This window comes from uncultured Cyclobacterium sp., assembly GCF_963977555.1.
Lineage (GTDB): Bacteria > Bacteroidota > Bacteroidia > Cytophagales > Cyclobacteriaceae > Cyclobacterium.
The window spans coordinates 20,144-34,697 of sequence record NZ_CAXBPD010000031.1; the positions used below are offsets into that span (position 1 = coordinate 20,144).

Here is a 14,554-nt window from a genome sequence, read left to right on the forward strand (position 1 = left end):
TGTATTCTATTTTTAATTTTTTTACTGCATATGAATGAACCGCTAAGCTACTCTTCCCTGATACTCATTCAAGTATTCAGAAAAGACCAAATTTCCCAGAAACCGTGCTTTTTCAGCTGTGATTGGTAGTTGGTGCTTGGTTAGTAATTGTTCAATAACCAGTCGATTTATCTTTTGCTTGGAGTAGTTTTCCTGTTCCAGTAGTCGGGTGCTTTTTTCAAGTTCGCCATCTATTGCTAGCTTGAGGTCACTCATAGCCTCAAATAGTTTCGAGTCCTTTTCTGTCAGAGGATCCTTTTCCATAAGACGCTTGTGGAGTCTGGCAAATTTAGCATCGTTGGCATACTTCGCACGAATAAGTTGATTTTCATATTCTAGTTTTTTTGCTTTCTGGTAAATACTATCGAGCTGTTTCATATTAACCGTCATATCTTCAGCTGTCACCTCAGTTAACTTCTGCTTTTTGAATAAGAGTTCCAATTGTTCTTTCAAGCTGATGAACACCGGATCTTTCGGATCAAAATTACCTCCGAGCATTTCCCGAGTTTTCTGAAGCGTGTTCTTTAATGCATCTGCCAAGACCATTTCTTCCTCTTTTACTTTGGTAAAAGCGAAAAAAACTTCTTCTAAGGCAATATTCAATAAGCTGGTACTGTCTAAATCAGATTCTAAAACTTCTTTTTGGTTAATCAAAGCAAGTCGATGTTCTGCTTCTCTGCCTAAGCTTCCCAGCTTTTGGAAATCAACTTTTTCAAGCAAATCATAATAACCTTCAAGTCGAATAAGGTTATAAAGGACTTTCGCATTTTGAAGCACTTTTACGATCTCCTGCATTTCTTTACGATCATTGATCTGGGAGATTTGCTTGGAGAAGGTTTCCATATTCAGGGTGTCGAATGGAAACAAAACTTCCTTGATTTCCTCTATCTCTTCTTTTATTTCTTCTGCAGATTTAAACAGGTTGGAATAATGAATCATTTCATCGCCCAATTCCGATTGCAGCTCTGCGAAATATGCTTTGTTGGCTGCATCAAACTCATCCTTGATATTTACAAAATCAACCACATAGCCGTATCGGAACTCTTTGTACGTACGATTCACACGGGTAAGCATTTGTAATAGGTTGTGAGATTTCACCTTTCTTCCAACATAGAGTTTTTTTAAGCGTTTGGCATCAAAGCCTGTTAAAAGCATGTTGTAAACAAAGAGGAAATCAATTTTTCCTTCTTTGAAAGCCTCAACTTGATCTTTACGGTCTTGCTTGGTTCCTACATCATGTAGAATTAAGGCTGCTGATTTGACTTTGCAATCTTGTTGTCTTTTACTTATAGTAATGGATTGCTGCTTATCTGCAGCAAAAAGAAATTCTGTTAATTCTACATTGGCGTAATTTTCCTGAAACACTTCGAAAAGCATCTTTGCCTGTTCCGAAGAATTACACACGACCATTCCACCAATACTTGAATCATCCATTCGTGCTCGTGATCTTTGAAAATCATCAACAATGTATTCCAACATAGGCTCTACGAATTTGCGATGTGCAAAGAGGTGTTTCTTTTGAGAAGAGCCTTTTAATACTTTTATTTCTTCCAGGATTTTTTGAAACTGGGCTTTATATTGCGTAGAAATTTCTTCTCGAATTAAGCGTAAGGTATAACCATCCTTGATCGAAGCATTATAGTAGTACTTATGAATATAGTCACCAAATAGGGCTCTAGAATTGTAGTCAGATCCCAATAAGGGTGTTCCGGTTAATCCTATTTTAATTGAATCAGGATCTGCTTCCTTTAGGTTGGCCAAGAAGCTTCCTTTTGGATTATAACTTCTGTGCACTTCATCTAAGAAGAAAACTCGCTGAATACTTAATTGATAATCAGACTTTCTAGTAACATCTGGATCATCCTTGAATTTCTGAATATTGACTACCGTAATTTCTGCTTTACCTGAATTGTTGTGTATTGCAGCAGTTGATTTAATATCTCTGGCAAAATCCTCTCTAGAATCAATCTCATGGACTACAAGACCTCTTGCTTTGAATTCACGTGCTGCTTGAATCAACAAATCCAATCGATCCACGATAAAATAGAACTTTGCAACAATAGTTTTTTTCTGAAAGTATTCTGTAAGAAATTTAACATTATAATACGCCAAGGCTGTTTTACCTGAACCCTGAGTATGCCAGATAATCCCTTTTCTTATGCCTTCATTTAATTTCCTCTCCAGCGCCTTGGTAGCAAAAAGCTGTGGATAGCGCATGATGTGTTTCTGCAAGCCTTTTTCCTCCTTGACATAAGCAATTGCATAGCGAAGTAAAAATTCCACTCTACTCTTTTCAAATAAGGAAGAAAGCAACCTATGCGTTGGTGAAGTTGCAAGAAGGTTTGATTGGTATTCAGGAGAGTCTTTAATACCTACCACATTGTTGTCCCGAAGGATATCCAACTCTATTTCCCTATCAATTGGCTTTACATGAACATGAAGTTCAAAAGCTTTTTCTTCTTCACGGAAATAATTAAAATGCATTTTACCATAAGCAGGAGTGGCATAGAATGCTCCTTGGATGGGAGAGATGGCCTCATCATCATATTCCATGTTATTTGAAAAGACCATGAGTTGAGTGATATTGGCAAACTTCCTGAATTTCTTATTAGTAAAACGTGTCGTCATTCGTTTCACTTCGGCTTGAATTCCCTCCAAATTATTTGGTTTTTTGACCTCAATAAAAAATAAGGGCATGCCATTGATCAAAATCGTCAAATCTGGTCTAAATTCTTCATCATCTTTTTGATATTTCAATTCGGTAACCACATGAAAATCATTGTTACCAAAATCTTCAAAATCAATCAGTCTTTTCCCTGAGCGTTCAATTAATTTCTCAAAGAAAGCTCTTCCTAAATCTTCGTTTTCCAAACAAATAGAAATCTCTTCATAGAATATATCTACATCATTTGGGGATAATTCAAGATTTAATTGAGCTACTTTTCCCTTAAAAATATCAATGAATATATTGGTATGTTTATCCAGTTTGACATTTTTCAAAGGTAAATAAGTATATCCTAGCCGTGTGAGATGCACAATTGCTGGGATCTTTACTCTTGAGTCTTCATTAAAAATCATTTTTCTGTTTAAAAATACACTCTAAAGATATTAGTTTGAACCAGAAGGAAAAATTCTTTTATATAAAAAGATATGTATAGGAGATGAAAGGTTTTTGTTTCATAATTTCGACGAGCATAATAAAAATGGGTATTTAAAACTTAAATTTTTTCATCAAGATCATTGAGGGTTTAGCCACTTCTGTCTTACTCTATGGTAAAGATAATTTCCTTTTTAATGGTAAATTCACATACTCTGAATCACCTTCAGATTCTTGGAGGGCTATTCTAAATTCCTCATCATAAACATCCGAGATTCTTTTGAAAAATAGGAGAGGGAGGATGTAAACCTTGAAGTCAGAAGCGTCAACAGGGCCTTTTAAAATCCAAGCAGCTATTGAGAGATATTGCTCTAGCTGTGAAAGTGTGAGTTTATCTTTAATCATTTAACTAGGCAGGGTCTATATTTTAAGGGCAATCTGGATGAATTTAATTCATAAATGATAATTTAGCGTCTTTACGAACCTATTATAGAATTATCATAAATAGTTATTTTAATTAACAACCTAATAAACAGAGACTTTAATTAATTGGTCGTTTTAATTTAAGGACGCTTCCCCAAAATAACTTTTATATTTTCATTTTAAAATAAAAAAATAGTTAAATTTTTAATAGAGCTTAAGATTTTTATGAATTACCAGTTCATCAAAAATGCTTTTCATTTTTATGTTGTTGGAGATTCCATACACTTTATTCTTGCCTTTCTGTATGATAACCCGCTCATTTTTGTCTATTAAATCCAGGTATTTTTTTAAGTTTTGACGAAATTCTCTAGTGCTTACTACAACCATGTAATTAGAAATTTGTGTACACTGTAGTTATATGGTAAGAAATTTATTTAACATTTCTAGGTTTTTATAGACTAAGGAAATTTTTGTTTACCAATGATCCTCACTATCCTGACCTGATCCTCTACTGTGAAGAATATTGTATGTGAGCTATGTACACAATATCTGTACCCTTTACGAATAGATGTTGCCAAAGGGTACATCTCAGGATTTTCAGCAATCCTATTAAACGTATTCTCTAGAGCTCCATGATATTTTTCAGCTTGGGTAGGACCAAAAGCTGCTTGACCATAAAGATAAATTTGAATAAGGTCTTCTTCTGCTTGGCGGGTCAGAATATAATTCATTGGCCAATTTTTACTCTTTGTTTAGCCTCTGCAAGAATTTCATCCATAGATTTATTAGATATACCACTATTTTCACCCTTTATAAGCTCATTCCTTAACCATAATCGTTCTTCTTCATGTTCTCTTTGTCTACGAATCAGGTCATTGATCAATTCACTTTTACTGGAGAATTCATTTTCTTTAATTTTTTGTTTCATCCACCGGTCGTTCGGTTCGTTAACAGAGATAGTTTGTCTAGCCATTATTAGTGCGTTTATAGTGTAATAATACACCATATTTAACGAGTATACAATGCATATTGTTTATTTGCTATCTTTTTATTGAAATGGCATATTATAACATCCCCTCATTCCAACGAAACCCGATAGCGGTAAAAGACATTGTAATCTTTTACGGTTTCTGATGTTTCTTTTTAAAAATGCTATGCCTTTTCAAATTTTTTCAATTTTGGTTTGTTTCGCTCGAATTCTTTGATGGCCAGTGCCATGTCATACTTGTGCTGCATTTTAGTCCACATTTCGGCGCTTCCACCAAATACGGTCTGAATTCGGAGTGCGATATTGGATGAGATGCCGCTTTTTTCATTAACAATTTTTGATACTGTTAGCCTCGAAACCTGTAAAAGTTCTGCGACTTCACCAAGTTTAAGGTGATTTGGTTTAATTACCTCCTCTAAGAAAATTCTTCCTGGGTGAACGTATGTTGCAATATGTCTTTCCATTTCATTTAAATTTTAGTGATAATCTTCTAAGTCCAAATCGTATGCAGCTCCAATTTGACTGTTGTAGTTGAATGTAATACGCCAATTACCTGAAATCTCAAGGGACCAATCTCCTTTTCTATTTCCTTTTAGTGGGTAAGGTTTTAATTCAGGGAATGGGTATAAGTCATCAGGTACCTTTGCGATACTATCGATAATCTCCATTACCATCTCAATCTTCCGGATCATGGTTGACGGAAGTTTATTTCTATCACCCTTGACCCAATAGTTTTTTAGGGCTTTATTCTTGATACTTTTTATCATTAGAACATGTATAGTGTAAATATACAGTATACTTTTGTGAGAGTCAACCTACATTTTAATAATCAATTTATTTTGATTTAAGGCTCCAATTTTAATTGTTCTAGAATCCAGAACAGTTAAACATGTCTTGTTGCCGTTAAAATTGGGTAGATTATGTCTGGTAAAACCTTCCTTGAAATAGATATAGAAAAAGTAAATCAGGTAAATCCGCCTTTTAAAAGGAAATGTGGAGATTTCTGTAAACGTTCCAAAAATCAATTTCGTAGCTGTTTTGTTATACCGTTATAATCCCTCCCGACTTTGGTCGCGACAGGCTATGCCCTCTTAATTTAAGGGGAGTGGCTGAAAATGAGACTTGGTTGATTATAAGGTGCTTTGGTTTATCAGGTAATTACCCATTCGCTAAGGAAGGCATAAGCACCACCAACGCATACTTTCTATAATCGAACTCAGGTACCCAAAGAAGGTTTTGACCTGCAGCATAGGCCTAATCATTATTAAAAACCTGACTATTCTTTTTCCAAAAGTCCTTTTAGTAAAAGAAACCAAAATAGTTTTGTTTTTAGAAATCTATGCCTAAGTTTGTGCCACAATCATGTCAAAGGCTTTCAAAATAGACGCCTTGATTTATAAAGAAGTAGCGAGAGACTGGCTCTATGACCTACTGGCAACCTTCATCAAATGAAAAGGTGCCAATTCCAGACTCTTAAATAAGAGGACTATAAAAAAGACAACATGAAGACAAATCACAACCCCGTTATTTACACCTTTTCAAAGGAACTTTTTCGCCACAAGACGATTCATTTGTGTTGCTGTTTGCTGCACAATAGGGATAAGTCTATGTCTGGCCGCATGTAAAATTCATTTCTAATTTCCGATACTAAGACGATTCAGTCTATGGAGTGATTGCTTCAGCTTCACCCTTATAAAATCCTATTTATTATTTATTAACTTTTAAATTAAATAACCATGTCAGAATTAGTGCAGCGAACATTCCAAGGAATTATTGAAGCTACCAAAAAAGATGTAAGCCTAACAAAAGGAGTATTTAGAGTTACTTCCGAAATGGATGAGCATGTCCGCGTGAAAAATACGGCGAGAGATTTCGAGTTTATCGCAGATGAACCAGAAGCTTTGGCGGGAACAAACTTAGGCCCCAATCCTGTAGAGTATTTATTGGCTTCTCTAGGCTCATGCCAAGTGATTACCTATCAAGTTGTCGCTTCCCTAAAAGGAATTCAATTAAACAATGTCAAGGTGGAAACCAAAGGGAATATAGACTGGAGGGGATTTCTGGGAATAGACGAAAATGTACGTCCCGGATACCATAAAATAGAAGTGGAAACGATTATTGATTCTGACGAAAGTCCCGAAAGGATACAAGAACTTATTAAAGAGGTAGAGGCCCGTTGCCCTGTATTGGACAATCTGGTAAATACTGTAAAAGTAGAAAGCAAGATCTCTATTGTCAATGAGAAAAATCCTGTTGTCTAAATTCAGCAATCATTAACCAAGCAATTGTATCCGGCGAAGGGAGGAAAACAGCGAGGTTTTTTAATTCATTTTGAAAAGCGCTGCAGCCCTGGCCCGGATATAATTTCCTATTATAGGAATTAGGAGAGGGTAAGAAGTTGAGTAGGTTGATGCATTTTTCTACAACAATGTTGAAAAGGTCCTTAAATGCTTTTTCAATCGAGTGGTGGTTCTTTTCTGACTATATAGGTCTAAAATTTAAAGTCAATCACCGCAAAACCCAATTCATCTTCGACATTGACATAGGACCAGAGCTTGCCATCTTTCCAAAAGTAGCTTCCCGGAGCTTGTTTTAAGCCTTCAATTTTGGTCTCGCCCAAAACATTGAAGTCTTGGTCATAAGCGAAAAGAAAAACCTCATAAGTAGATGGATCTTCTCGTTTTTTACCCACAAATGTTTTTTTACCCAGTCGTAAAAACATTACTCTGCTCTCATCCCAACGTGGCTCCATGTAATTCAAATGCTCGAAAACCTTTTTTCGATCTTTATTAAATTCTGCTTGTTCTACAGTAGAATTATTTACAGAGAATGTCATACGGTTAGGAAAGTTTTTGTGCTGAATATTAATAAATTCGAAGCTGTTTTTCATCAGGTCTAACCGATAAACCGCGCTCATAGCACCCACGGTAAGCAAAAGCTGTTGATTTTCGATATACATTTGGTTGTCGACGGCAAAAAAGTTTATCATCCCATCCACGACCAAAGTCCCCGTAAATTCCATTACAGCTTTCATTTCAGGTATCGGTTCAATTTGAAGTTCCTTGGTTATCGGATCGATAATAAATAATAGGTGCTTCTCATTACCTTGACTTGGTGGTTGGGAATAGATTCGATTATTCTCAAAATCATAAACAGCATTTTCATACAGCTGTTGCACATTATTGGCTAGGTCAGGCTCAATTCCTTCCGGCACCACATTTAGACTTTTGAGCAGTCGGCCTCTGGCATCAAATATTCCCTGTGTAGTATAGCCGTTAATAAATAAATCCCCATCTGATCCCAACTGAAACCTAAGCCAATTAGAACCAACTCCATTAGGGCCTTCCTTTTGAAATGAAGTTTTACTAACTAACTTGAGCTTATTCAAATCCACCTGGACTAAATTCAGTGGGCTTTTTTCAAAAAATAGCAATTTGCTTTTGTCTTGATTAAGGGATTTAGTCCCTAGTCCTGAGCTTAAGATGAAAATATCAACTCCTGAATCAACTACTACTGTATCCACCGTGAAGGTCAGGTTTTCTAGAATATTTCTTGATTGGGCATTTTCAGAAGATTCCTTTCCGCAGGAAAAGAGTAGGGGAATCAAAAGGAGGTAGGATACATTTTTCATTTTTTAAAAATTTAAAATTTCCCAAATAAAACCACAGTTCAAATTCAGACTTTTCAGAGGAAGGTGGGTAGTAGTAAATCGATACTTTTGGGTATAATTGACATTACATTTTGTTATTAGGAAATAGACCCTTAACAAATATATGATAAAAAATTAGTTTGAAAACTTAATTACTAAAAAATTAATAAATCACCTCATTGGTTAGTTGATGGTAAAAAGCGTTCTTCCTAAATTAATAAATGATTTGTGGTTTGGGAAAGAAGGAGATAACTTCTAAACACAACTTTGGCTTTTACTTTGATAAATTTAAAGTGAACCTTAGATAGCAATGGTATTGCTTGCGCATTCAAGCTTACTGGCAATTTTGCTGAAAAAATTGGATTCAATAAGTTGAAGATTATTATGTTTTTGAGTTTAGTAAACTGATAAATAGAAGCATGATTCTATAGATTTAAACCCCTAAAACGATAGAAGCTTCAATATCAAGTTTTCGGCTTATCTCACGAGCCACTTTTAGTGTAGGGTCACTTTTTCCATTGAGATATTCGCTAATTCTTGAACTGCTTATGCCTAAGAAATTAGAAAGGGCTTTTTGGTTTAAGCCACGCTCATGCATTCGTAATTTAATGGCTTCTGCAAGGGTAGGCGGTGATACAGGAAAATTCGCTTCTTCATAATCTGCAACTAAATCTGAGAGTATATTTAATTAAATAAACCCCTTAGCTTCAGTGTTTTCTATATTATCTGGATTAGAAAGCAATTCTTCAATTCTTTCTAAAATGGCATTGTATTCTTTTTCTGATTTGATCATGTTTAGATATTTTGGATGTCTTTAATTTAGCTATATTCCGTATGAATGATTAAAGTAATGTTTTTTATATCATAAAGTATTGATTAATAAATGTTTAAACATATATAATTAAAGTAATTTTAAACTAAATTTATCTTTACTTTCCGATACAGTAAGTGTTAACTATCTGATTTTCAATATCATTAAGGGTGATCAGTTGTACAGAAGTTGTACAAAATTGAACCTTGCAAGGAAAATTAAATCAATTATTAACAATTTGGATTGGCATTTTAATAATCTCCATAATTTCTCCTCATGAATATACATTGATTTTTTAAGGATTGGTTAGTCGCTTAATCGAAATTGATATTACGATGACGGGTATGCCTTTTTAGCTCAGTTCTAACCAATATTTTACTAGTGTATCTTTCACCTTTTCAAAATAGTTTTTTCTTCTTATTTCTTAAATGTTTAGCCCATTCGCACGAAACTGTTAAATGTCCTCTTTTCTTGTGTGTCATAGGCTTGGGTTTTATAATTCTTTTTACTTGACTGGACTTTCCCGATTAATTACGATTCCTATTCAGCACACTAATCACCAATTTCTTCACCGTGTCCATTTCGTCTGGCTTGCTGGATGCTATGAAAAGCGTTAAGCTGGCCAGAGCGTCATTACTAATGATTGAAACTCCTTCACTATTATGAAGTAGCTTATTCGACTGCAAAAAGAGAAGAAAGCAAGCTGCAGCAATTCGTTTGTTGCCATCTACAAAACCATGATTCTTGACAATCAAGTAGAGTAGGGTTGCTGCTTTTTCTTCCAGAGTAGGATAGAAGTCATCTTCACCGAAACCCTTGCTGATCTGTGCTATTGCGCTTTCAAAGCTTCCGTCTTTTTCTTTACCAAATACACCTGATTCAAACTCTGATCTCATAGACCTTATTACTTCATGATATTCAGGTAATTCAGGATAGTTTGCTTTTCCCTTACTTAATCCCTTTTTATCTAAGTTTTCATGATCGTAATCATCAAGTAATTCTAGTCCTTTTGCGAATTGATTCAGCCAATCCAAGTTTTGATCTTGTGCTTTTTGTTCAATAGCACGGCTTAATATGCGAATACCATCTTTAAGAGTTTGAACTTCCTGTTGCTTCTTTGCAAGTCTATTTTCATTGATTGCATAGCCTTGAATTAGGTAGTCTTTTAACCGTTTTGTTGCCCATTGACGGAATTGAACACCTCTTTTGGAATTGACTCTATAACCGACTGAGATAATTGCATCTAGGTTATAGAATTTTATTGTCCGCTTGACCTTTCGTTTGCCCTCTAGTTGAACTACCGAGGAATCCTCGGTAGTTGAAATTTCATCCAATTCTTCATCTTTGTAGATATTCTTTAAGTGGAGACTGATGGTGTCTGAATCTTTATCAAAAAGTTCAGCCATTTGCTTTTGGTTCAGCCAAACAGTATCTTCCTCAAACTTCACCTCAATTTGAGTATGACCGTCGGTTCCCTGATATATTTCAATTTGGTTTTCCATTTTTAAACAGTAGAATTTTCTTCCTGATCTAATTTTTTATTTCACTTTAAAATTCCTTCTATTAATTAAAATTCATAGTAATTGAGGTGATAATGGTATGCCGGAATTTCCGACTCACCATCATCTTTTTTTATTTAACCAAGTTACTATCTATTTCACCAAAGGGTGTCAATATATACCCAAACAGGCTTAATACCTGATTTATCTTTGACAAGTTTAGATTTATTTGCCTTGCTCGATCTTTCTGATCACAGTAAGTGTTACTCCCGCTTTGTCAGCAAATTCTTCTTGAGCTAAGCCAAGTTGCTTTCTTCTGGCTTTTACAAATTCAGCTATATGGCTCATTTTGTGTGTATTTGCACATAAAATATACGATTAATATGCTTTTTTCATACTTAATATTCAATTGAAATTAAAATGATTTTTTCAAATGTTGTGGCAGAATCGAAAAATGAGTTATAGAATAACATTCTATAACTCATTTAATTCATATGATTGAGCTATAGAAATAAGTTTAATCGATCATGTTCTGTTCTCAACCCTTTGTAAGGGATTCAAAATTATTAATCTGCAATTGGAGGTGAGATTTAAGTTCATTTTTATTTTTACCTTTATTTGTTAGGGTGTTGACATTAGTTTCCCCATATAAAGTATCTATTTTAATTAGAAGGTCTTCAATAAGTTCTTTTGAAAAATATGCTGATTTTTTTGCAATTTCGTTGCGACTTATCAATTTCTAAATCAATGTGTTTAGCTAGTTCGTTCAATTATATAAAGTTTTCAATAGTTTTTTTATTAATTTCATGAGAAATAATTTTCTCTATTGAATTGTTTAGAAGATTTATTACCTTTTGAAACTCGCCAATAAATGTATCAAATACAGCTTATAGGTCCCATGCAAATTCGGTGTAGTAAAGAAAATCTCGTCGAATTTCAAAATCGTCACATTGAATAAGGCACTTATCAAATAAAGGATTTGTATGGATAAGGTGGCTTTGCCACCATCCTTTGCATTAGGTTTTCAAAAATCCCTTCTTTCATTTTGTGCCTATTGTATCTGTAGTTATACTCATTGATATAAGGTTGAAGGTTCCTAACAGCATGATGAGTTCCCCTCAGCCAGGCCTTGAACATCATTATCACCCGATGCATCTGTTTAAAATTTTCGCCTTTTTTTCCAGATTTTTCACGTACAAGTTTCGGGAAATGTTCCTCCATACCCTTGTAGCCACTCCAGCAGTCAGTTTTAACTTCTGCGTCTTTATCGATGTAATCTTTCATAAATCCTCCAAGATTGACCTTTGAGGCGGTTTCTATAACTCTTCCGTACCAACGAGAAACACCGCTTAATCCCCTTTCTATGCCCACCACCATGATTTTCTTTTTCCCTTCGTTTCTTCCCAATGCTTTGTCGTCCTGACCGCCTACGTATGATTCGTCTACTTCTACTTTCCCCATCATTGGGAAGTTCTGGCTGCTTTCCATTGCCTTCATCACTATCTGCTTAAAGAACCAGCAGGTCTTTTGCCTAAGCTCAAGCCTGCGGCTTAATTCACCGCTACTGACACCATTCTTGTCTGTAGAAACATAATAAACGATATAGAATGCTTTAAGAAGTGAGAACTTACATTTATGAAAAAGGGTACCAGCCTTTGGAGACTCAAGCCGACCACATTTAGTACATTGCCTATCAAACTCATTAATACCCTTGCAATAGTGGTTATGGTTACACTTTTTACAAAAATATCCATTCTTCCGCTTCATATCTGCCAAATATTCATAACATGACCTGTCATCAGGGAACCGCTTCTGAAATTCAAATATTGATAGACTCTTAAATCTTTTTTCCATAAAATCAGTGTTTAAAGGAAATAAGGCCCTATTTTTATCATTTAACAAACGCCTTATTCAATCATCACATTTACCAAAACTCCTATCAAAAGTTACTACCGAATAGCCATCATTAAATTGAATTTCAGTTTGATAGACAAACAGGACATATTTCCAACATCTGGATAGACCAATATTATAACGGTGTTTTTATCCTTTTCTTAATTGGTTTCATTTTTTTCTATAAAAGAAAATAAGTTAAAACTTTGAATATTAAGTTAAATAATAAAATTTAAATTTATTGAATAAGACATGCCGCCAATAATTAAATATAAATAAGTTATTCATAAATAATATTAACATATTTGTCTTCATATCTACATTTTCCTAAATTTATATAACGAAAACAACCCAATAATAGTTTACTTATGAAAATGTAAAAACTTATTACTGATCAAATAATTTAATTATATTCAAATTAGATTAATCTTTTTCTAATTCTTCAATTGTATTATTTAAATAATCAATTTCTCGATTTAATTCAATAAGTTTTTTATTTAATTTTTCAATTTCTATTTCATATTCATATATTTTCCATCCGCCATTATCAGATAATTTTTTCATAAAACATATTACGTCATTAAAGAAAAAATTTTCGATACCACCAAAATAAGTTCTTTTATATGTTTTCTCATGTTTATTATCATAAAATGTAAATTTATAAAATTGATTATTTAAACTATAATATTCAAAAGTAATATCTATCAATTCCCAACATCCAAACTTTAATTGTTTTTCTTCTCCTTTATTATTTAAAATGGTATTTACTTGTTGCGGTAAATTTCCTTTACTCATAGGTGAATTATCACTTTTTATAATGTGCTCAATATAAGGAACGATAAGAATTTCTTCCAAAGTCATTTTAGAAATGAAATTTCCATCCTTAAAAAAACCATAATATTTAATTTGCATAAAATATGTTATTTATATTTATTGTAATTTAATTTAAATTGGTTTACAATATTAATCCTTAAATTTATTGCTCTAAATATAAAAATGAGTCTGAGGGTAATTGATTTAAGAAATTTTTATTTAAATTCTATTAATTAATCTATAAAGAAATTATAGCAAATATGAAAAATTACCTCTATTGATATCTGTGTTTTATCTTAAATTTTTATAAGAAATTAGTTTGATTTCCTTCAGAATCTATTCCATGTATCAATTCTGAGTTTTTTTTCCCCGATTTGATAGTAAGTTTTGATCTTCGTGAAAATTCCTAATAAGTTCCAAGGTTAAAGAATTATCTGGATCAAATTTAGCGATAACTGGGATAACCTATATGAGATTTTATGGTAAGAGCCAAATTCCTTTAAATTCTATAGTTTCTTTCATTATATTTTGACTTCAATATATTGTTATGTATGTCCATTGAATAATTTAAATTTTTGTTCAGTAGTCAGTTCGTACATATTGTTGTTCTAATAATTTTCTAACTTTTCAAGTTTACTACTTTTCCAATTTTGAAAAAGCAATGGTGAAACACCAATGCTATTAAGTTAAGAAAAAAAGTGGCTTTATAAGCAAAATAAGCCGATTTTTCTTAATAAAACCGGCATGCTTAAATTAAATTAGGTTATCCGAAACATATACCTATTAAGGTACAAAATACCAACCAGAACACGACGGATATATCTTGGAATTGTGCGAAGAAAAATCTTTGATAAAATACAATTATCTGAAAACCAATAATTTTACTGTTTGGTCCTCCTCATTTTTCCAGATCCTCCCCACTCGACTTTTAAACTGTATTACTTTCTGTGCTCTAGCTGTTTAAGGAATCAGCCGAATTTATTAATGCCGATGTCCTCTCCAAGTTAGGGAAACAAACAGTCACCGGAAGTGTTTTTACACAGGCGCGTTATAAAATTTAATGGCAATTTTTTTTTGATCTCTGAGCTATTAGTTCAGAAGATTATAACAGTTTTTCCATTGCTAAATGGAAGGGGTACAGGGTCTTTGGCGGTTGTAATAGCTACTACTGAGCAGATTGAAAAGAAAAATAGAAACAGGAAAAAGAAACGGAAATTGAATTACAAATACAACTGGAAAAATGCCTTTTTACAACTGGATATAACGGTTTGATTTGTTCCACCTAGATAGGGTCTGCTTAGAAAATAAAAAAGAGGAGATTTAGGTGAATTGAGTGGGATTT

Annotated in this window: 14 protein-coding genes and 1 riboswitch; of the genes, 1 reads left to right on the top strand and 13 read right to left on the bottom strand. The window is 33.6% G+C overall.

The genetic code is table 11. From position 1 onward, the window contains the following. Positions 1–42: 42 nt before the first annotated feature. The 7 genes from AAC073_RS23985 to AAC073_RS24015 form a co-directional block, all read right to left on the bottom strand. Complete coding sequence (locus tag AAC073_RS23985) at positions 43–3,117, bottom strand: DEAD/DEAH box helicase family protein (protein ID WP_339926325.1); 3,075 nt, start codon at positions 3,115–3,117, stop codon at positions 43–45. A 190-nt stretch (positions 3,118–3,307) separates the two neighbouring features. Continuing rightward, positions 3,308–3,541: a type I restriction-modification system subunit M N-terminal domain-containing protein gene (locus AAC073_RS23990; RefSeq protein ID WP_339926326.1), complete on the bottom strand. Its 234-nt coding sequence runs from the start codon at positions 3,539–3,541 to the stop codon at positions 3,308–3,310. 222 nt (positions 3,542–3,763) lie between these two features. Further along, complete coding sequence (locus tag AAC073_RS23995) at positions 3,764–3,946, bottom strand: hypothetical protein (protein WP_339926327.1); 183 nt, start codon at positions 3,944–3,946, stop codon at positions 3,764–3,766. Between the two features lie 71 nt (positions 3,947–4,017). Beyond that, on the bottom strand, positions 4,018–4,290 hold the full coding sequence (locus AAC073_RS24000) for a type II toxin-antitoxin system RelE/ParE family toxin (RefSeq protein ID WP_339926328.1): 273 nt from the start codon (positions 4,288–4,290) through the stop codon (positions 4,018–4,020). Continuing rightward, entirely contained in the window at positions 4,287–4,532 is a 246-nt protein-coding gene (locus AAC073_RS24005) for a CopG family transcriptional regulator (protein WP_339926329.1), read from the bottom strand. The genes AAC073_RS24000 and AAC073_RS24005 overlap by 4 nt, the downstream gene beginning before the upstream one ends. 179 nt (positions 4,533–4,711) lie before the next feature. Then, a complete protein-coding gene (locus AAC073_RS24010) occupies positions 4,712–5,011 on the bottom strand; it encodes a HigA family addiction module antitoxin (RefSeq protein ID WP_339926330.1) in 300 nt (99 codons plus the stop codon). Between the two features lie 12 nt (positions 5,012–5,023). Then, on the bottom strand, positions 5,024–5,314 hold the full coding sequence (locus tag AAC073_RS24015) for a type II toxin-antitoxin system RelE/ParE family toxin (RefSeq protein ID WP_339926331.1): 291 nt from the start codon (positions 5,312–5,314) through the stop codon (positions 5,024–5,026). A gap of 624 nt (positions 5,315–5,938) precedes the next feature. Then, positions 5,939–6,042, top strand: a riboswitch (SAM riboswitch). A 241-nt stretch (positions 6,043–6,283) separates the two neighbouring features. Between AAC073_RS24015 and AAC073_RS24020 the strand changes: the two genes are divergently transcribed. Continuing rightward, positions 6,284–6,808, top strand: a complete 525-nt coding sequence (locus tag AAC073_RS24020; protein ID WP_014022309.1) for an OsmC family protein — start codon at positions 6,284–6,286, stop codon at positions 6,806–6,808. Between the two features lie 230 nt (positions 6,809–7,038). On the opposite strand, the gene AAC073_RS24025 is transcribed toward AAC073_RS24020, so the two are convergent. The 6 genes from AAC073_RS24025 to AAC073_RS24050 form a co-directional block, all read right to left on the bottom strand. After that, on the bottom strand, positions 7,039–8,178 hold the full coding sequence (locus tag AAC073_RS24025; protein ID WP_339926332.1) for a DUF4221 family protein: 1,140 nt from the start codon (positions 8,176–8,178) through the stop codon (positions 7,039–7,041). A gap of 451 nt (positions 8,179–8,629) precedes the next feature. Continuing rightward, on the bottom strand, positions 8,630–8,794 hold the full coding sequence (locus AAC073_RS24030; RefSeq protein ID WP_339926333.1) for a helix-turn-helix transcriptional regulator: 165 nt from the start codon (positions 8,792–8,794) through the stop codon (positions 8,630–8,632). 740 nt (positions 8,795–9,534) lie between these two features. Continuing rightward, a complete protein-coding gene (rhuM, locus tag AAC073_RS24035; protein WP_339926334.1) occupies positions 9,535–10,509 on the bottom strand; it encodes a RhuM family protein in 975 nt (324 codons plus the stop codon). Positions 10,510–10,731: 222 nt separating this feature from the next. Continuing rightward, the gene (locus AAC073_RS24040) at positions 10,732–10,854 is read right to left on the bottom strand and encodes a helix-turn-helix domain-containing protein (protein ID WP_339926335.1); all 123 of its coding nucleotides are present in this window, start codon (positions 10,852–10,854) and stop codon (positions 10,732–10,734) included. Positions 10,855–11,472: 618 nt separating this feature from the next. Beyond that, on the bottom strand, positions 11,473–12,360 hold the full coding sequence (locus AAC073_RS24045; RefSeq protein WP_339926336.1) for an IS1595 family transposase: 888 nt from the start codon (positions 12,358–12,360) through the stop codon (positions 11,473–11,475). Between the two features lie 462 nt (positions 12,361–12,822). Beyond that, a complete protein-coding gene (locus AAC073_RS24050; RefSeq protein ID WP_339926337.1) occupies positions 12,823–13,311 on the bottom strand; it encodes a hypothetical protein in 489 nt (162 codons plus the stop codon). Between the last annotated feature and the right edge of the window lie 1,243 nt (positions 13,312–14,554).

Bases quoted from the DNA above. Each gene is read 5' to 3' on its own strand.
- AAC073_RS23990 (WP_339926326.1), bottom strand. From the start codon at position 3,541: ATGATTAAAGATAAACTCACACTTTCACAGCTAGAGCAATATCTCTCA.
- AAC073_RS24030 (WP_339926333.1), bottom strand. From the start codon at position 8,794: ATGCATGAGCGTGGCTTAAACCAAAAAGCCCTTTCTAATTTCTTAGGC.
- AAC073_RS24010 (WP_339926330.1), bottom strand. From the start codon at position 5,011: ATGGAAAGACATATTGCAACATACGTTCACCCAGGAAGAATTTTCTTA.
- AAC073_RS24015 (WP_339926331.1), bottom strand. From the start codon at position 5,314: ATGATAAAAAGTATCAAGAATAAAGCCCTAAAAAACTATTGGGTCAAG.
- AAC073_RS24020 (WP_014022309.1), top strand. From the start codon at position 6,284: ATGTCAGAATTAGTGCAGCGAACATTCCAAGGAATTATTGAAGCTACC.
- AAC073_RS24000 (WP_339926328.1), bottom strand. From the start codon at position 4,290: ATGAATTATATTCTGACCCGCCAAGCAGAAGAAGACCTTATTCAAATT.
- AAC073_RS24040 (WP_339926335.1), bottom strand. From the start codon at position 10,854: ATGAGCCATATAGCTGAATTTGTAAAAGCCAGAAGAAAGCAACTTGGC.
- AAC073_RS24005 (WP_339926329.1), bottom strand. From the start codon at position 4,532: ATGGCTAGACAAACTATCTCTGTTAACGAACCGAACGACCGGTGGATG.
- rhuM (WP_339926334.1), bottom strand. From the start codon at position 10,509: ATGGAAAACCAAATTGAAATATATCAGGGAACCGACGGTCATACTCAA.
- AAC073_RS24025 (WP_339926332.1), bottom strand. From the start codon at position 8,178: ATGAAAAATGTATCCTACCTCCTTTTGATTCCCCTACTCTTTTCCTGC.
- AAC073_RS23985 (WP_339926325.1), bottom strand. From the start codon at position 3,117: ATGATTTTTAATGAAGACTCAAGAGTAAAGATCCCAGCAATTGTGCAT.
- AAC073_RS23995 (WP_339926327.1), bottom strand. From the start codon at position 3,946: ATGGTTGTAGTAAGCACTAGAGAATTTCGTCAAAACTTAAAAAAATAC.
- AAC073_RS24050 (WP_339926337.1), bottom strand. From the start codon at position 13,311: ATGCAAATTAAATATTATGGTTTTTTTAAGGATGGAAATTTCATTTCT.
- AAC073_RS24045 (WP_339926336.1), bottom strand. From the start codon at position 12,360: ATGGAAAAAAGATTTAAGAGTCTATCAATATTTGAATTTCAGAAGCGG.